The organism is Limnohabitans sp. Jir61 (genome assembly GCF_003063545.1).
Taxonomy (GTDB): Bacteria; Pseudomonadota; Gammaproteobacteria; order Burkholderiales; family Burkholderiaceae_C; genus Limnohabitans.
Genome location: NZ_NESD01000004.1, coordinates 127,431 through 144,900 on the forward strand (window position 1 = coordinate 127,431; position 17,470 = coordinate 144,900).

General features: G+C 54.9%; 15 protein-coding genes and 1 pseudogene. 8 read left to right on the top strand and 8 right to left on the bottom strand.

All coding sequences use genetic code 11. The features are described 5' to 3' along the window. Positions 1–2: 2 nt before the first annotated feature. The 6 genes from B9Z35_RS11970 to B9Z35_RS11990 all read right to left on the bottom strand — a co-directional run bounded on the left by B9Z35_RS11970 (position 3) and on the right by B9Z35_RS11990 (position 5,355). Entirely contained in the window at positions 3–587 is a 585-nt protein-coding gene (locus tag B9Z35_RS11970; RefSeq protein ID WP_146178995.1) for a hypothetical protein, read from the bottom strand. Between the two features lie 50 nt (positions 588–637). Continuing rightward, on the bottom strand, positions 638–1,681 hold the full coding sequence (locus tag B9Z35_RS11975) for a rod shape-determining protein (RefSeq protein WP_233246571.1): 1,044 nt from the start codon (positions 1,679–1,681) through the stop codon (positions 638–640). A gap of 166 nt (positions 1,682–1,847) precedes the next feature. Further along, positions 1,848–2,039, bottom strand: coding sequence for a hypothetical protein (locus B9Z35_RS12935; protein WP_146178996.1), 192 nt, complete (start codon positions 2,037–2,039; stop codon positions 1,848–1,850). A 185-nt stretch (positions 2,040–2,224) separates the two neighbouring features. Further along, a complete protein-coding gene (locus tag B9Z35_RS11980) occupies positions 2,225–3,367 on the bottom strand; it encodes a branched-chain amino acid ABC transporter substrate-binding protein (RefSeq protein ID WP_108283944.1) in 1,143 nt (380 codons plus the stop codon). A 39-nt stretch (positions 3,368–3,406) separates the two neighbouring features. Continuing rightward, positions 3,407–3,853, bottom strand: coding sequence for a DNA polymerase III subunit chi (locus B9Z35_RS11985; RefSeq protein ID WP_108283945.1), 447 nt, complete (start codon positions 3,851–3,853; stop codon positions 3,407–3,409). A gap of 8 nt (positions 3,854–3,861) precedes the next feature. Next, complete coding sequence (locus tag B9Z35_RS11990) at positions 3,862–5,355, bottom strand: leucyl aminopeptidase (protein ID WP_108283946.1); 1,494 nt, start codon at positions 5,353–5,355, stop codon at positions 3,862–3,864. Between the two features lie 24 nt (positions 5,356–5,379). Here B9Z35_RS11990 and lptF point away from each other — a divergent pair, with 24 nt between their 5' ends. The 6 genes from lptF to B9Z35_RS12020 all read left to right on the top strand — a co-directional run bounded on the left by lptF (position 5,380) and on the right by B9Z35_RS12020 (position 10,806). Then, positions 5,380–6,477 carry an LPS export ABC transporter permease LptF gene (gene lptF, locus B9Z35_RS11995; RefSeq protein ID WP_108283947.1) on the top strand — a complete coding sequence of 366 codons (1,098 nt, stop codon included), beginning with the start codon at positions 5,380–5,382 and terminating at the stop codon, positions 6,475–6,477. Next, positions 6,474–7,574, top strand: a complete 1,101-nt coding sequence (gene lptG, locus B9Z35_RS12000) for an LPS export ABC transporter permease LptG (RefSeq protein ID WP_108283948.1) — start codon at positions 6,474–6,476, stop codon at positions 7,572–7,574. Before lptF ends, lptG begins: the two co-directional genes overlap by 4 nt. 6 nt (positions 7,575–7,580) lie before the next feature. After that, positions 7,581–7,955: a sirohydrochlorin chelatase gene (locus B9Z35_RS12005; protein ID WP_108283949.1), complete on the top strand. Its 375-nt coding sequence runs from the start codon at positions 7,581–7,583 to the stop codon at positions 7,953–7,955. 100 nt (positions 7,956–8,055) lie between these two features. Continuing rightward, positions 8,056–8,997, top strand: a complete 942-nt coding sequence (locus B9Z35_RS12010) for a CysB family HTH-type transcriptional regulator (RefSeq protein WP_108283950.1) — start codon at positions 8,056–8,058, stop codon at positions 8,995–8,997. An 8-nt stretch (positions 8,998–9,005) separates the two neighbouring features. Then, entirely contained in the window at positions 9,006–10,169 is a 1,164-nt protein-coding gene (locus tag B9Z35_RS12015) for a pyridoxal phosphate-dependent aminotransferase (RefSeq protein ID WP_108283951.1), read from the top strand. Between the two features lie 10 nt (positions 10,170–10,179). Further along, positions 10,180–10,806 (top strand): ParA family protein, encoded by a 627-nt coding sequence (locus tag B9Z35_RS12020; RefSeq protein ID WP_108284073.1) that lies wholly within the window; start codon positions 10,180–10,182, stop codon positions 10,804–10,806. Position 10,807: 1 nt separating this feature from the next. Here the strand turns inward: B9Z35_RS12020 and hrpA are convergent, their stop codons facing one another. Beyond that, positions 10,808–14,782 carry an ATP-dependent RNA helicase HrpA gene (gene hrpA / locus B9Z35_RS12025; protein ID WP_370444133.1) on the bottom strand — a complete coding sequence of 1,325 codons (3,975 nt, stop codon included), beginning with the start codon at positions 14,780–14,782 and terminating at the stop codon, positions 10,808–10,810. A 134-nt stretch (positions 14,783–14,916) separates the two neighbouring features. Here hrpA and argA point away from each other — a divergent pair, with 134 nt between their 5' ends. After that, entirely contained in the window at positions 14,917–16,263 is a 1,347-nt protein-coding gene (gene argA, locus B9Z35_RS12030) for an amino-acid N-acetyltransferase (RefSeq protein WP_108283952.1), read from the top strand. 32 nt (positions 16,264–16,295) lie between these two features. Here the strand turns inward: argA and B9Z35_RS12035 are convergent, their stop codons facing one another. After that, the gene (locus B9Z35_RS12035; protein WP_233246584.1) at positions 16,296–16,829 is read right to left on the bottom strand and encodes a disulfide bond formation protein B; all 534 of its coding nucleotides are present in this window, start codon (positions 16,827–16,829) and stop codon (positions 16,296–16,298) included. Positions 16,830–16,969: 140 nt separating this feature from the next. On the opposite strand from B9Z35_RS12035, the pseudogene B9Z35_RS13050 reads away from it, so the two are divergent. Continuing rightward, positions 16,970–17,452 (top strand): annotated as a pseudogene (locus B9Z35_RS13050) (cysteine dioxygenase); the annotation flags it as partial. Between the last annotated feature and the right edge of the window lie 18 nt (positions 17,453–17,470).

The following is a 17,470-nucleotide window of genomic DNA, read 5'->3' on the forward strand; positions in this document are numbered from 1 at the left end:
GCCTATTTCAAATGCGCCGTACAGGCTTTGAACTGCGCCAAGGGAGTAATGTCATCTTTACCAGGTGGCGCAAATTTAGACAAATCGATCACAACAGACGGCTGCTTAGTTACTAAAGGGAACAATAAATTGAGAGATTTTTTGTCATCGCTGATCCAAGTTTGTAGCTCGCGCTTCTTGGTGTCTTTGTATTCAGCACAGACATACCCTTTTTTGCATTTTTGCTTATGTTCTGAGTAGCGGCGGACACTCGCGTCTTCAATACCAAGCTCAATGCGAGGCAGATCAAATGGTTTGATCTCTTTACCTGTGGGGCTCATTTGATGGTTTTGGCCAATCACAGACAGCACCATCTCTTTGCCTTTTTCACGTTTGGCTACAACTGAACCTGTGAATGCAAATTGCGTGTGCTTTTTATTGAACTTGCTGGTGTAAATATGCATCAGCGTGAGTTTGCAACTCGGTTCTTTGGGATTCTTTTTACCTTCCTTGAATTCCATACGCGAGATTGCCCCGCCCGCATCAACCGCAGCATGACGGTTATGTTGAGCCAACGCGTGACCAGAATTCCAAGCCAACACAATCACGCAGCACCATGCAAGGCCAAAATGGCCCAGCATTTTTTTAGACGCCATCATCAGTCTGCGGTAAAGATACCGCTCACGCTATGTAACTGCTCTAGAGCCAAACCGCAACCACGCGCCACACAGGTCAATGGATCTTCCGCGATCAACACGGGCAATCCAGTTTCTTCTGAAATTAAACGGTCTAAATCGCGCAGCAAGGCCCCCCCACCAGTAAGCATGATGCCGCGCTCAGCAATATCCGAACTTAACTCAGGTGGCGTGCGCTCTAAAGCAATCTTGACGGTAGAGACCAAGTTATTGAGGGCATCGGTTAAAGCTTCCAAAAGCTCTGTTGAGCTGATGACGAAACTCTGTGGCACACCTTGACTTAAGTTACGTCCCGTGATTTCCATTTCCATCACCTCACCCGTTGGAAATGCCGTGGCGATTTCTTTTTTCAACTTTTCAGCAGTTTGCTCACCAATCAACATGCCAAAGTTGCGACGGATGTAGTTCACGATCGCTTCGTCAAACTTATCGCCACCAATACGCGCACTGTTCTTGTAAACCATACCGCCCAAGGACACAATGCCCACTTCGGTCGTGCCACCACCAATATCCACCACCATAGAGCCACAAGGTTCGGTCACAGGCAATCCAGCGCCGATGGCAGCAGCCATGGGTTCTTCAATCAGATAGACCTCTGAAGCGCCAGCACCCAAGGCTGACTCACGAATGGCTCGGCGCTCGACCTGAGTAGAGCCACAAGGCACGCATATGACAATGCGTGGGCTGGGCTTGAACAGCATGTGCGGATGTGCCAACTTGATGAAGTGTTTGAGCATCACCTCGGTCACTGTGAAGTCTGCAATCACACCGTCTTTCATAGGACGGATGCACTCGATACCTGCCGGCACGCGACCCAACATGGCCTTGGCTTCGTTTCCAACTGCCAAGACCGACGTCTTGCCATGCGTCTTTCCATCTTTCTTGATCACGACAACAGACGGTTCATCTAAAACGATCCCCTGCTCTTTGGTATAGATAAGTGTGTTGGCAGTGCCTAAATCGATGGCAATGTCAGTCGAGAAAAATCTAGAAAATGATGAAAACAAAATAACCTCGCATCGGGCCTGGTGCCCGCGCAAAATTATCATCATCCCAATCGCAAGAGTCTATACGCCTGAGAGCGTATAAACCCTTGATTTACAAAGAGAATTAACCAATTAGTGCGCAAATAAAAAGAGCGCCAAGATGGCGCTCTTTAAAAGTAGGTAGGGATTAGGCTTTAACAGCGCGAAACCCTGAGTACATACGGGAAGCAGGACGGCTTCTCTGTTCGGCTTCTTGTGCAAGCTGTGCACGAATTCGATCGAATGTAGCCTTGATACCGGTCTTCTCGCATGACACGATTTTGAAGCGGCGCTCCACGGCAACATTTGGCGATTCGGTCTGAACAACTGATTTATCCAATTTAGGCTCCTGAGAACTTAGTCAGAAATCAACGCCTCAGTGTTTCATTTGGTGGACAGCATTTTGTAATTATTTACATATCAAAACGAAATTTTCATCTAAGTCATTGTTTTATATGGAATAAATATTTTGATGCAGCGTAAAAAAACCACCCGAAGGTGGTTTTTCGCGCCGAATGATCGCTATCAGCGAACAACAGCAATTGGATCGCGTTTGCCGGCCTTATAGGTGTAGATGGTTAAAGCGCCGTTTTTAATGTCGCCTTTGGCGTCAAATGAGATCATGCCAGTCACGCCCTTGTACCCCGAAGTCTTGGCCAACTCAGGCAAGTACTTGGCTGGATCACTGGACTTGGCGCGTTGCATGGCATCCACCATCACATTGACAGCATCGTAAACATAGGGGGAATAGAGTTTCACATCGTCGTTGAAACGTTTCTTGAACTTCACACCAAAGTCATCCATGCCCTTTTTCAGGGTCCCATCGACGCCACCCGCCTCAGCACAAACGACTTGTCCATCCGCCATTGCATCGCCGGCCAATTTGGCTAACTCCGTGGTGCAAATGCCATCGCCACCCATGAACTTAGCTTGAATACCCAATGACTTCATTTGCTTGAGCATGGGGCCGCCAACAGCGTCCATGCCGCCAAAGAAGATGATGTCTGGCTTCTTGCCTTTGAGAGTAGTCAAGATTGGCATGAAGTCCGTGGCCTTGTCGGTGGTGAACTCATGGCCCACCACATTACCACCTGCGGCTTTAACTGCTTTCTCAAATTCTTCAGCTACGCCTTGGCCGTAGGCTGTGCGGTCGTCAATGACTGCGATCGATTTACCTTTGAGATCTTTCACCGCGTAACGCCCTAATGTGCCGCCTAAATGCACATCGTCAGCCACCAGACGGAAGGCTGTCTTAAATCCTTGACGGGTGTACTTCGGATTGGTAGCAGAAGGGGAAATTTGTGGAATGCCCGCATCGCTGTAGATCTTAGAAGCAGGGATGGTCGTACCTGAGTTCAAGTGACCAATCACGCCACTGACTTTGGCATCCACCAGCTTTTGTGCGGCGGCTGTACCTTGTTTGGGGTCTGACGCGTCATCTTCAGCCACGAGTTCAAACTTGACTTTTTTGCCGTTGATGCTCACGCCTTTGGCATTGAGATCCTCAACAGCCAAACGTGCGCCGTATTCGTTGTCTTTACCCAAGTGAGCAATCGGCCCACTGGTTGGGCCCACATGACCGATCTTGATCACTTGCTCTTGAGCTATCGCTAAGCTACTCAAAGCGGCGAAGGTCGCAATAGCGGTTAATTTGAAAGAGAAATGCATGCAAGAACTCCTAAATGCTAAAAGAAAGGACACAAAAAATCAGGCTGAAGTTTCCTTCAATTTGAGATCATGACGCGTGATGGAATACCCGCGATCGGCATAGTGCTTCCAGCGTTGGCGCGCCTGCTGGCGGTCTTCGTCATCAAGTGTTACTACCTCAATGGTGCGCTCAAAACGCTCATAGCCGGGCGCGACTTCTGCACCCAAATTCAACAGCACTTGATGGTGCGGCAACTCTGGCCCACCATCAAGCTTGGCAGCCAACACCACAGGTGATGCCATCAATTGCTCTGCTGGGCTACCTGCGCGGCAATGCGCAACAAACTCGAGTGGCGAAAACGTCCACAGCATCGTGTCTAAGGCCTGCAACGAGGCCGGTGCACCCGTCACCACCACGCGTGCACCACTGGACACGGCCTTACGCAGCAAGCGGCAGGCGTAGGCCAGTTTGTCGGGCGCGTTGAAGTGAAAGGCTATCTCTGTCATTGACGGACTCAGGCTTTAGCCGTGGATTTTTTGACTGCAGTCTTTGGCTTGGTCGCCGGTTTGGCGGTGCCCAACAAATATTGGAGCAACAAGCCCACTGGGCGCCCGGTGGCACCTTTGGCACCGCCGCTCTTCCATGCGGAACCCGCGATGTCCAAATGCGCCCATGGATAGTCTTTGGCAAAACGCTGCAAGAACTTGGCGGCTGTGATGGACCCACCATCGCGCCCTGCCACGTTGGCCACATCGGCAAAGTTGGACTTGAGCCCTTCGGCGTACTCCTCATCCAAAGGCAAGCGCCAACAAGGATCGAGCGCGGCTTCGCCTGCGGCGAACAAGGCATTGGCCAAGTCGTCTGATGGAGAGAACAAACCGCTGCGCACATGGCCCAGCGAAATCACGCAAGCGCCAGTGAGTGTGGCAATGTCAATCACCGCGCGAGGCTTGAATCGGGTGGCGTAAGTCAAGGCGTCGCACAAAATCAAGCGGCCTTCTGCGTCGGTATTGAGCACCTCAATGGTTTGGCCGCTCATACTAGTGATCACGTCACCGGGTTTGAGGGCTGTACCGTCCGGCATGTTTTCACAAGTGGGAATCAGGCCCACTACGTTGATGGCTGGCTTCAAGTGCGCCAGCGCCTCAAACGTGCCCAGCACGCTGGCAGCGCCACACATGTCGAACTTCATCTCATCCATGCCGGATCCGGGCTTAAGCGAGATACCGCCTGTATCAAACGTGATGCCCTTGCCCACCAAGACGGTCGGTGCTTCAGATTTGGCTGCGCCGGTGTACTGCAACACAATGAAACGCAAAGGCTCGACAGAGCCACGCGCCACTGCAGCAAACGAGCCCATGCCAAGCTTTTCGATTTCTTTGGGGCCCAACACCTGGCAATGAATGCCAGCCTTTTTGCCCAACTCTTTGGCCACACCCGCCAAGTGCGTGGGCGTGGCGTGGTTGGCAGGACGGTTGCCCCACTCTTTGGCCAAGGCCACACCGGCCACTTGAGCACGGGCTAAGTCAAACTCGTGTTTGGCTGCCTTGGTTTTCTCGTCGGTGGGCAAAGCCAGCACCACACGCTTTAAGCCAGAGGCTTTGGCCGAAGGCTTGGTGGCGGTGTACACATAGCTGGTGTCTGCCACAGCTTGGGCTGCAGCTTGCAAGCGGTGATCGCTGGCCTCAGCCAAACAAACCGTGATGTGCGCGGGCTTGACGGCTTTGAGCGAGGCCACTGCGGCCGTGACGGCCTGGCGCACCACGCGCGCACTGCCATCTCCACTCGACACCAGCACCAAACGCGGTGCGGTCACGCCTTGTGGGCGCCACACACTCAACAGTTTGGCTGGTGATTCATCTAAATCACCGCTTTTGCGTGCTTCAGAAATAAGTTGCGCCAAAACACTTTTGGTGGGCTTGTCCTTGGCAGATACCAAGATAATCAGCGCATCGGTTTTATGCGTGGCTGCTGCGTGTAAATCTAGGGTCTTGAGCTCGAAGTTCATAATTGCGGTTTTCCTCTGTCGCTGATGTTATTCCATTCCTCCATTCGTAAAGAGCTAGCGCGCAGTTTTGGCGCCACCTTGATCGTCTTGGTCACCATCGTGATGACCATGATGCTCATCCGCACGCTCGGCCAAGCCTCCAGCGGCAGTGTCAACCCAACCGAAATCAGCTTGATCATGGGTTACACCATGCTGGGGCACTTGCCCACTGTGCTGACCATGAGCTTATTCATCGCCACAGTCGGCACCTTGTCACGCATGTACCTTGAAAGCGAAATGGTCATTTGGCTGGTCAGCGGTCGAGGTTTGCGCTCGCTGCTCACCCCCATCATTCGTTTTGCTTGGCCTATGCTGATTGCTGTCAGTGTTTTAGTCCTAGTGGTTTGGCCTTGGTCCAACCAACAAATCAATGATTTGAAAGAACGTTTTGAGCAGCGGGGCGACTTAGAACGTGTCTCGCCGGGGCAGTTTCAAGAATCTGCCAATGGCCTGCGCGTTTTTTTTGTGGACAAAGAAAGCGTCGAAAACAAACAAGGCAAAAACGTTTTCATTTCTTCAAATGAGCGCGGCAAACAAGCAATGACCTCGTCACGCCAAGGTCACGTCGAAACCATCGGCGAAGACCGTTTTCTAGTTTTGGACATTGGCCAACGCGTTGAACAAACCAATGGTGAGACAGAAATCAAAGTCAGCGATTTCAAGGTCTACGGCACGCGTATCAGCCAAGACGTCAAGGCCGCAGCCGTCCAACCCACTAAAACCATCCACTCATTGCAACTCTTGCTGCTGCCCACGCCTAGCAATTTAGGTGAGCTAGCTTGGCGCATCGGCTTGGCCTTGGCTGCCTTCAATTTATTGATCATCGCCACAGCGATCACCAGCGCCAATCACCGCGTGGGCCGAGGCGGCAACTTGGCGTTGGCTTTGTTCATTTTTGTGGTTTATTACAACTTCATCAACCTCGGTCAAAGCTGGATCAGCGCTGGCAAAGTGCAGTTCATTCCCTATCTGATTGCCCTGCACGGCGGCGTTTTCGCATTAGCAATGAGCTGGTTGGCTGTGCGCCACAACAACTGGAACTGGCGTCAGCTATTACCCGCGCGCAAGGAAGCTTCTGTATGAAAACCCTGCGTCGTTTGATTTATGGCGAAGTGCTCATCGCTGTTGCTTTTGTCACGGTTGCGTTTTTAGCGCTTTTCTTTTTCTTCGACTTTGTAGACGAGCTACAAAACGTAGGGAAAAACGGTGGTATCTACCAAGTGAGCCATGCATTTACTTATGTGCTGTTGCTGGTTCCGAGCCATATGTACGAGTTGCTACCCATCTCCGTGTTGATCGGCACTATTTTCGTGATGGCGCGTTTGGCGCAAAGCTCTGAATTCACCATTCTGCGAACCAGCGGTCTTGGACCCACCTTAGCGCTGCGTAACCTCATGGGCTTGGGTCTCGCATTTGTGTTGTTGACCTTCGCCGTGGGCGACTACCTCTCACCGTTTTGTGATCGATATGCCCAACTGCTCAAGTCGCGCTATCTCGGTCAAATCACGGTCGGTCAAACGGGGGCATGGTTGCGCGAGCGCCAAGAAGACCGAAGTTTCGCGGTGAACGTCACTACGCTCACACCCGAGGGAAACCCCAAAGGCATACGAATTTTTGAATTCAACAAAGCAGGGCAATGGGTGTCACTCACCAAAGCACAGGTCGGCCTGATTGCCAATGAGGAAGCCTGGGATTTGAAAGAGGTTGAACGCAACCAACTCGCCCAAGTCAATGGTCAATCGACCTTGGCTCGCAAATACATCGACAGTGAACGCTGGGCCACTGGCATCACCTCTGAAATGATTTCTGTCGCTCTGCTCAAACCAGAGCGCATGGGCACCTTGGACTTATTCCAATACATCCGCCATCTCAGTGAAAACGGGCAAACCACCCAGCGCTTTGAAATCGAGTTCTGGAAAAAAGTGTTCTACCCCCTGAGCTGTTTGGTGATGGTGGTCTTGGCCCTGCCATTTGCGTATTTGCATTTCCGCAGTGGCAACATTGCCAGCCATGTGTTTGGTGGTGTATTGGCCGGCATCAGCTTCTTCTTACTGAACAACGTGTTCAGCTACGTTGGCAACATCAACAGCTGGTCCCCGTGGTTTGCCGCGGCCGCGCCCGGCATGCTCTACTCACTCGCCTCTCTGGCCGCCTTTGGCTGGCTGGTGCTGCGTCAATAAGGTTTTATGCACGCCATCATTTTGTTTGCCCATGGCTCTCGCGACCCACTGTGGCACAAGCCCATTCAAGCGGTGGCTGAACGCATTGCACAGCGTTCGCCCGGCACGGTGGTGCGTTGCGCCTATCTTGAGTTGACCGAGCCCGACTTGCCTCATGTGGCCAACACCTTGGTCGCCGAGGGCGCGACCAGCCTGTGTGTGGTGCCCATGTTCTTAGGCGTGGGCCGCCATGCGCGCGAAGACTTGCCAGAACTCATCACTGCGTTGAAGGCCACACACCCATCGGTTGACGTAAGCTGCCAACCCGCTGTGGGCGAGCAAAGCAGCTTGCTCGATTTACTCGCGGACATCGCGTTGGGCCGCGCCAATAATGTGACGTAAACAAGCCCAATCGAGCGCAAAGCCTGTGAATGCAAGGGTATAAAGAAAGCAATAGTTAGATGCTCAAGGCATAATGATTGGCAAATTACCAAGCCATGTCATGAACCTACATCAATTCCGTTTCGTCCAAGAAGCCGTCCGCCGCAACCTCAACCTCACCGAGGTGGCGAAGTCGCTCCACACCTCCCAGCCCGGCGTCTCTAAAGCCATCATTGAGCTGGAAGAAGAGTTGGGCATCGAGATCTTCTCTCGCCACGGCAAGCGTCTCAAGCGCGTGACTGAGCCCGGCCAGCATGTGCTGCGCAGCATCGAAGTCATCTTGCGCGAAGTGGGCAACCTCAAACGCATTGGCGAACAATTCAGCGCCGAAGACAGCGGCACTTTGTCCATCGCCACCACCCACACCCAAGCCCGTTATGTGCTGCCCGTGCCCGTGGCCAAGCTGCGCGAGGCCTACCCCAATGTGAACATCAGCCTGCACCAAGGCGCACCAGCCCAAGTGGCTCAAATGGTGATGGACGAAGTGGCCGAGATTGGCATCGCTACCGAATCGCTGTCTGAATACCCCGAACTGGTGACCCTGCCCTGCTACGAATGGGAACACATGTTGGTCATCCCCAAGTCGCACCCGCTCGCAGGCAAAGTGCGCATCACGCTCGAAGACTTGGCCGCTGAACCCATCATCACCTACCACCCATCATTTACTGGCCGCACCCGCATTGACAAAGCGTTTGCTGCGAAGAACCTCACACCACGCATTGCGCTTGAAGCGATTGACTCTGACGTGATCAAGACCTATGTGCGCTTGGGGTTAGGCGTGGGCATCGTGGCCGAGATGGCAGTGAAAGATGGCTTGGACGACGACCTAGTCGCACGCCCAGCCTCTCAACTGTTTGGCAAAAATGTGGCGCGTATTGCGTTCAAACGCAGCGCCTACATTCGCCACTTTGTGTATGACTTTGCAGCACTCTTGAGCGACCGCCTCGACCGCAACCTGATCATGAAGGCCCTCGATGGCCATCCGACTGATTTCAATATGTGAGCCCCGTGATGACTACACCACACCTCGACACCAAGTTCCCCAAAATCGGCACCACCATCTTCACGGTCATGTCGGCTTTGGCCACCGAGAAGAACGCCGTCAACCTCGGCCAAGGCTTCCCCGACTTTGACTGCGACCCAAAACTCGTGGCCTGCGTGAACGACGCCATGACCCACGGCCTCAACCAATACCCGCCCATGACCGGCGTGCCTGCGCTTCGCGAAGCTGTGGCCGACAAGATTGAGTCGCTGTATCAGCACCGCTACGACCCCACCAGCGAAATCACCATCACAGCGGGCGCGACGCAAGCCATCCTCAGCATCATCTTGGCCGTGGTGCGTGCAGGTGATGAGGTGATCGTGCTCGAACCCTGCTACGACAGCTACATCCCCAACATCGACATGGCGGGCGGCGTGGCCGTGCGCGTGCCGCTCACCCCCGGCACCTTCCGACCTGACTTCGACAAAATCGCCGCGGCCATCACACCCAAGACCCGCGCCATCATCGTCAACAGCCCGCACAACCCCAGCGCCATGGTGTGGACCCGCGAGGAAATGCTCAAGCTTCAAGAGCTGCTCGCCCACACCAACATCGTGCTCATCAGTGACGAGGTCTACGAACACATGGTCTACGCCCCGCTGAAGCACCTCAGTGCGTCTAGCTTTCCCGGCTTGGCTGATCGCGCGTTCATCGTGTCGAGCTTTGGCAAAACCTTTCACGTCACCGGCTGGAAAATTGGCTACGTCGCAGCACCTGCGTCCTACAGCGCCGAGTTCCGCAAGGTGCATCAGTTCAACGTGTTTACAGTCAACACACCTGTGCAACATGGCTTGGCTGTCTTCCTCAAAGACCCACAACCTTATTTACAACTACCCGCTTTCTACGCCGCCAAGCGCGATCTGTTTCGCCAAGGCTTGAGCCAAACCAAGTTTGAGCTGCTGCCGTCTGAAGGCAGCTACTTTCAATGCGTGCGCATCGACAAATTAGGCGTGCCCGAGAAAGACCTGAGCGAAGCCGACTTCTGCAAATGGCTCACTACTGAAATTGGTGTGGCCGCCATTCCTCTGTCGGCCTTTTATGCAGATGGTTTTGACCAACGCGTGGTGCGTTTTTGCTTTGCCAAAAAAGACGAAACCTTGAAGCTTGCGCTTGGCCGATTGGCTCGTTTGTGATGATGCACCTATGAAAGTCATCGTCGTTGCCAACCCCAAAGGGGGCGCTGGCAAATCCACCTTGTCCACCAATATCGCGGGCTACTTTGCGAGCCAAGGCCACCGCGTCATGCTGGGCGATGCCGACACTCAGCAGTCCTCCAAACTCTGGCTGCAACAGCGCCCCGAAGTTCTTCCCCAAATTTCGACTTGGGAATATGAGGCCGACCTTGTGCTCACAGCCAAACCTCCCGCAGGCACCACCCATGTGGTGATCGACACGCCTGGCGGCATTCATGGCTGGCGGCTTAAGGAAGTGATTCGTCGCGCAGACAAAGTCATCGTCCCTGTCATGCCAAGCATGTTTGACATGCACGCCACGCAAGACTTTTTAAAGCAACTGGTAGAGATCACCAAAGACATCCCCACTGATGTGCGTGTGATTGGTAACCGCGTGGATGCGCGCACCATCTCGGCATCGAATCTGCGCAAATTTGTAGAGTCACTCGACGTGCAAGTGCTCAGCTATTTGCGCGACACGCAGTACTACCTTCACATGGCTGCACACGGTTTGTCGTTGTTTGATATCACGCCGTCCAAAGTACAAAAAGATTTGGAGCAGTGGCAGCCGATTTGTCAGTGGCTAGATCAAGACTGAATCAATAACTCAACTGCTGCCAAGCCTTATCCAACCGCTTCACACTTACCGGCTGCGGTGTGCGCAGCTCTTGCGCGAAGAAGCTCACGCGCAGCTCTTCCAGTAGCCACCTGAACTCTTGCATGCGTGCATCTGTCACGCCTTTGCGCTCGGCCACCAAGCGCCAATACTTTTGATCCAGCGGTTTAAGTTCAGCCAGTTTGGTGGCGTCACGTGCAGCATCGGCGCGCAGTTTGTCTAGGCGCAGCACCACGGCTTTGAGGTAACGCGCAAAGTGCTGCAGCTGAGTGTAGGGCGTGTCGGCGATGAAGCGTTTTCCCACCAAGCGCTGCAACTGTTGCGCGGCGTCGGCCACGCTGTCGGGGCTGATTTTGGTGTCTTTCACTTTGCGGCTGGCCGCTGCAAACTCGGTCAGAACGTTGCTAGCCAAGCGGGCTATCTCGTTGGCAATCAGCGTCAGTCGGCCACGGCCTTCATCTAGGCGGCGTTTGAAGTCGACCTCGCTCGTAGGCAATGGGTCGAGCAAGAAAGCGCGGTCCAAAGCCACATCCAATATTTGCTGTTTGAGTTCGTCCGCCGTGCCCAAACTCATGTACGCCACCGACATTTTTTGCAAGTCGGGCAAGTTCTTCTCAAGGTACTTGAGCGCGTCTTTGATTTGAATGGCAAACAAACGACGCAAGCCCGCACGGTGCTTGGTGGCCGCTACTTCGGGCTCGTCAAACACTTCAATGCACACGGCATCGCCCATATCCACCAATGCCGGAAAACCAATGAGGGTTTGTTTGCCTTTGGTGATTTCCATCAGCTCAGGTAGCTCACCAAAAGTCCAGCTGGTGTAACGCTGCTCCGCAGGCGCGGACGCGGCAGCACTACCAGAAGGCGTCGAGCGATGAGGGGCAGCGGGTGACGATTTCTGATAGGCATGAGGAGCCCGCTGCCCCGCATCGTTCGACGCCGCAGCATCGTCAACGCCAGCTCCCACACTCAGAGTGCCCACACCTTTCAAAGCCGCCAAAGCCTGAAACGCCCCCCGAGCCTGACTCCCCAACTCAGCCTTCAAAGCCCCCAAGTTGCGCCCATGCCCCAACTGCCGCCCATGCTCATCCACCACGCGGAAGTTCATGAACAGGTGCGGCGGCAACATATCGACTTTGAAATCTGCACGCTTCACATCCACTTGGGTGGCGTCGCGCACCAGCTTGAGCAAAGCATCCACCAAAGGACCAGAGCCAAACACCGTGTCAGCAGACAAAGCCTCGGTCAACCGTGCCGCGCTCTCAGGCAACGGCACGAGACGCGAGCGAGGCCGCTGGTGCAAGGTTTTAAGCAAGGCATGAATTTTTTGGTTCAGCATGCCCGGCACCAACCACTCGGCGCGTTCTTCGCTGACTTGGTTCAACACAAACAAGGGCACGGTCACAGTCAAGCCGTCTTTGGCGTCGCCGGGTTCGTGCAGGTAGTCGGCCGTGCAGTCCACACCGCCCATGCGCAATGTTTTGGGGAATGCTTGCGTGGTGATGCCTGCTGCTTGGTGGCGCATCAGCTCTTCGCGGCTCAGGCACAACAACTTAGGCTGACGTTTGACTTCTTCGCGATACCAATGCTCCAGCGTGACCAAGCTGCACACATCGGCGGGCAGCTGCTGGTCGTAAAAGGCGTAGATGAGTGCATCGTCCACCAGCACGTCTTGACGACGCGATTTGTGTTCTAGCTCTTCCACTTGTGCGATGAGCTTTTGGTTGGCCGCGAGAAACGGCAGCTTGGTGTCTAGCTCGCCCGCCACCAACCCTTCGCGAATAAAGATTTCGCGCGCGCCTACCATGTCCACTTTGCTATAGCTCACACGGCGGCCGTTGTAGACCACCAAACCGTACAGCGTGGCGCGTTCTAGCGCTTTGACCTCACCCGCTTTCTTTTCCCAATGCGGGTCGAGCAATTGTTTTTTCAGCAGATGGCCGCCCACCTGCTCTAGCCACTGTGGCTCCATCGCAGCAATGCCTCGGCCAAACAAGCGCGTGGTTTCCACCAGCTCGGCCACCACAATCCAGCGGCCCGGCTTCTTGCGCAAGTGCGCGCCGGGGTGACGGTAAAACTTGATGCCCCGTGCACCCAAATACGCCTCATCGTCTTCGAGCTTGCAACCCACGTTGCCCAGCAAACCCGCCAACATCGACAAGTGCAATTGCTCGTAGCTGGCGGGCAAGGTGTTGATGCGCCATTTGTGCTCGGTCACCACCGTCAACAGCTGGGTGTGCGTGTCGCGCCACTCGCGCACGCGGCGCACGTTGATGAAGTTTTGGCGCAGCAAGGCTTCGTATTGGCGGTTGCTCAGCTTGTGCTCAGTGGGCACGCCGGTCGTTCCCACCTTCACCGCGCCTTGCTTGCTTTGCGGCTGCTTGACCGCAATTTGCTGCTTCATGCTGGCGGGCAAATGAGGCTTACCACCGCGCGAGTTTTCGAGCCACTTCCACAGGTTGAGGTAGCCACTGAACTCGCTGCGGTCGTCGTCAAACTTGGCATGAGCTTGGTCAGCCGCTGCTTGCGCTTCCATCGGTCGGTCACGCACATCTTGCACGCTCAGGGCCGAGGCAATGATGAGCACTTCATCCAAAGCGTTGCGTTCACGTGCTTCCAAAATCATGCGGCCCACTCGGGGGTCGAGTGGCAGTTTGGCCAGTTCACGGCCCACGTTCGTCAGCTCGTTGTCGTCATCCACTGCGCCGAGTTCGCTCAGCAATTGGTAGCCATCGGCAATTGCTTTGGGGCGCGGCGCTTCGAGAAACGGAAACTGCTCCACGTTACCGAGGTGCAGCGACTTCATGCGCAAAATCACGCCAGCGAGCGAGCTGCGCAAAATTTCGGGGTCGGTGAATTTCGTTCGACCGTTGAAATCCACCTCGTCATACAAGCGGATGCAAATGCCGTTGGCCACACGGCCACAACGGCCTGCACGTTGGTTGGATGCGGCTTGGCTGATGGGCTCGACCATCAACTGTTCCACCTTGCTGCGCCAGCTGTAGCGCTTGACGCGCGCCGTGCCTGCATCAATTACATAGCGAATGCCGGGTACGGTGAGTGAGGTTTCGGCCACGTTGGTGGCCAGCACGATGCGGCGGCCACCATGCGTATCGAACACGCGGTCTTGCTCGGCAGTTGAAAGCCGCGCAAACAACGGCAGCACCTCAGCGCTGCGCATGACGGGGCTGTGGCTCAGGTGGGCACGCAAGTGGTCGGCTGCTTCGCGAATTTCACGCTCACCCGGCAAGAACACCAAGATGTCGCCCTGCTGCGATGGGTTGCTCCACAACTCGTCCACGCCGTCGGCAATGGCGTTGTTCAGGTCGTAGTCACGCTTTTCTTCAAACGGGCGGTAGCGCATCTCTACGGGAAAGGTACGGCCCGACACCATCAACACAGGCGCAGGGCCCTTGGCGGATGCAAAGTGCTGCGCAAAGCGGTCAGCATCAATCGTGGCCGAGGTCACGATGATCTTTAGGTCAGGCCTGCGCGGCAAGATTTCGCGCAAGTAGCCAAGAAGAAAGTCAATGTTCAGGCTGCGCTCGTGGGCCTCGTCAATGATGATGGTGTCGTAGGCTTTGAGAAGTGGGTCGTTTTGCGTTTCGGCCAACAAAATACCGTCGGTCATCAGCTTGACGGAAGCGTCTTTGCTCAGCCGGTCTTGGAAGCGCACCTTGAAACCCACCACATCGCCAAGCGGTGTTTTGAGCTCTTCAGCAATGCGCTTGGCCACCGAGCTGGCGGCAATGCGGCGTGGCTGGGTGTGGCCGATGATTTGTTTGCGTTGTCCAGGCTTGGGGTTGGGCCCCAGCTCGCGCCCTTGTCCTCTGCCCAGAGCCAGCGCCATTTTGGGCAACTGCGTGGTTTTGCCTGAGCCTGTTTCGCCACACACGATGACCACTTGATGGACATCGATGGCAGCCATGATTTCCTCGCGCCTGCCCGATACGGGCAACGATTCTGGAAATTCAATCTGGAAGGGAACGGACGTAGACAAATCAGGCACTAACTTGATAGACAATCCGCAATTATCCCCGTCCGGCTCACACCGAGAACGTTCAACCTTTTACCCGCCACAAACCAGCCCACATGTCCGCCGTTTTTGACTTCACCTTTGTGCCTTGGTTCCGCTCGGTCGCGCCCTACATTCACATGCACCGCGGCAAGACCTTTGTCGTCGGTATCGCAGGCGAGGCCATTGAAGCAGGCAAGCTACCCAACTTGGCGCAAGATTTGGCGCTGATCCAAAGCATGGGCGTGCGGATTGTGTTGGTCCACGGCTTTCGTCCACAGGTAAACGAGCAACTGGCAGCAAAAGGCCATGTGCCTCAGTATTCACACGGCATGCGTATCACTGACGGTGTGGCCCTTGACTGCGCACAAGAAGCCGCAGGTCAACTGCGCTACGAGATTGAAGCCGCCTTCAGCCAAGCCCTGCCCAACACACCCATGGCCGGCGCCACAGTGCGTGTGATTTCTGGCAACTTCATCACGGCACGCCCCGTGGGCATCTTGGACGGAGTCGACTTTCAGCACTCAGGCTTGGTGCGTAAGGTGGACGTGGCCGGGATCACCCAAACACTTGCAGCGGGTTCAATGGTGTTGCTCTCTCCCTTTGGCTTCTCGCCCACCGGCGAAGCGTTTAACTTAACCATGGAAGAAGTAGCCACATCAGTTGCCACTGCCTTGCAAGCTGATAAGTTGATTTTTGTTACCGAAACACCGGGCATTCGTATCAACCCTGCAGAGCCTGCCAGTGAAGATAACCCCATCGACACCGAGCTACCCTTGGACGCTGCCAAAAAGCTGCTGGCGACCCTGCCCCACACGACCAACCCATCCGACATTGCGTTTTACTTGCAGCATTGCGTGAAGGCTTGCGAGACGGGCGTGGAGCGTAGCCATATTTTGCCGTTCGCTGTGGACGGCTCGTTACTGCTAGAGGTGTACATGCATGACGGCATTGGCACCATGGTGGTGGACGAGAAGCTGGAAGAACTGCGCGAAGCAACGCACGAAGATGTGGGCGGCATCTTGCAACTGATTGAGCCGTTTGAGAACGACGGCACGCTGGTAAAGCGTGACCGCAACGAGATTGAACGCGATGTGGGCCAATACACCGTCATCGACCATGACGGCGTGATATTTGCCTGTGCGGCGCTCTACCCCTACCCCGAAGCACAAACGGGCGAGATGGCAGCGCTTACCGTGTCACCCCAATCACAAGGCCAAGGCGACGGCGAGAAGGTCTTGAAGCGCATCGAGCACCGCGCACGCAACAAAGGCCTCAAGAGCATTTTTGTGCTGACCACACGCACCAAGCACTGGTTCTTGAAACGCGGCTTTGTGCAGGTCGACCCAGACTGGCTGCCCGAAGCCCGCAAGCGCAAATACAACACCGATCGCAAGAGCTTGGTTTTGGTAAAGAAGCTGTAATGACAAACGGGGCTGAAAAGCCCCGTTTCTTTTTAAGCGCCTAGAAAGCGATCGTCTTTTTTGGCTTCTGGCACTGCATCAGCGGTTGGCTCATCATCCAAATCGACATCGTCCGACACGGGCTTTTGCAACACACGCACCACCGTCGCCAAAGCCAACAAACCCAAGCCGACAAACGCCACAAACGACCAATTGGCAATCGACCCGCCTAAGAAAGTCCAGTCCACTTTTGAGCAATCGCCACCACCTTTGAAAATCATGGGAATGGCGCGTTGCAGCGGGAAGGTTTCAATCATGCCGTAAAAGTCGCGGCCACACGACACCACTTCAGGCGGGTACCACTGCAGCCATGTTTGGCGAGCCGCCACATACGCACCACCACCGGCCAACAACACCAGCCAGCTGCCTGCAATCAGCGCGGTTTTACGACCAGGCAACCCAGCACCCATCACCGCCACCAACGCCATCAGCACCATGGCGTAGCGCTGCACAATGCACATGGGGCAAGGAACCAAGCCCACCACATGCTGCAAATACATGCCAAACGACAACAGGCCAGCACACATCAGCAAGATGAACAGCCAAATACGGCGGGGATGATCCAAAAGATTTACAAGCACAAAATGTCTCCAAAGGGGCTGAGTTCGATTGTCGCTGTGAAACAATGACGACATTGGCCTAAAAGCCAAAAAACCAGAGACAAGCCATGACTTTACGTACACCACCGCTCGCAGACACGCCTCGTTTACACAACTTCGTCACCCAGCTCGATGCCTTGCTCAAAGGCACCAGCGACGAAGCCGCCATTTTGGCGAGTGGCAAACCGCTTCTGGCCGAACTGGTGGCACAAGACGATTGGCTGCCTGAAGAATACGCCCAGCCCAACCCCGAGCGTTACCAACAGTTCTTGCTCTATGCCGACCCCGATGACCGTTTTTCGGTAGTGAGCTTTGTATGGGGCCCAGGCCAAGCCACCCCGATTCACGACCACACCGTGTGGGGCATGATTGGCATGCTGCGCGGTGCTGAGCTGTGCCAGCACTTTGCTAAAACGCCACAAGGTCAGTGGCAGCCAAACGGAGAACAAAGCCGACTTGAAGCAGGCGACGTAGAGGCCGTGTCGCCGACCATTGGTGATGTGCACCGCGTATGGAACGCGTATAGCGACCAAGTCTCCATTAGCGTGCATGTGTACGGTGCGAACATT

What these genes read in the sequence shown, in the direction of transcription:
- B9Z35_RS12010 (WP_108283950.1), top strand. Translation starts at nt 8,056, where the DNA reads ATGAACCTACATCAATTCCGTTTCGTCCAAGAAGCCGTCCGCCGCAAC.
- B9Z35_RS12005 (WP_108283949.1), top strand. Translation starts at nt 7,581, where the DNA reads ATGCACGCCATCATTTTGTTTGCCCATGGCTCTCGCGACCCACTGTGG.
- B9Z35_RS11980 (WP_108283944.1), bottom strand. Translation starts at nt 3,367, where the DNA reads ATGCATTTCTCTTTCAAATTAACCGCTATTGCGACCTTCGCCGCTTTG.
- lptG (WP_108283948.1), top strand. Translation starts at nt 6,474, where the DNA reads ATGAAAACCCTGCGTCGTTTGATTTATGGCGAAGTGCTCATCGCTGTT.
- B9Z35_RS12015 (WP_108283951.1), top strand. Translation starts at nt 9,006, where the DNA reads ATGACTACACCACACCTCGACACCAAGTTCCCCAAAATCGGCACCACC.
- lptF (WP_108283947.1), top strand. Translation starts at nt 5,380, where the DNA reads ATGTTATTCCATTCCTCCATTCGTAAAGAGCTAGCGCGCAGTTTTGGC.
- B9Z35_RS12020 (WP_108284073.1), top strand. Translation starts at nt 10,180, where the DNA reads ATGAAAGTCATCGTCGTTGCCAACCCCAAAGGGGGCGCTGGCAAATCC.
- B9Z35_RS11985 (WP_108283945.1), bottom strand. Translation starts at nt 3,853, where the DNA reads ATGACAGAGATAGCCTTTCACTTCAACGCGCCCGACAAACTGGCCTAC.
- B9Z35_RS12035 (WP_233246584.1), bottom strand. Translation starts at nt 16,829, where the DNA reads ATGTGTGCTGGCCTGTTGTCGTTTGGCATGTATTTGCAGCATGTGGTG.
- B9Z35_RS11990 (WP_108283946.1), bottom strand. Translation starts at nt 5,355, where the DNA reads ATGAACTTCGAGCTCAAGACCCTAGATTTACACGCAGCAGCCACGCAT.
- argA (WP_108283952.1), top strand. Translation starts at nt 14,917, where the DNA reads ATGTCCGCCGTTTTTGACTTCACCTTTGTGCCTTGGTTCCGCTCGGTC.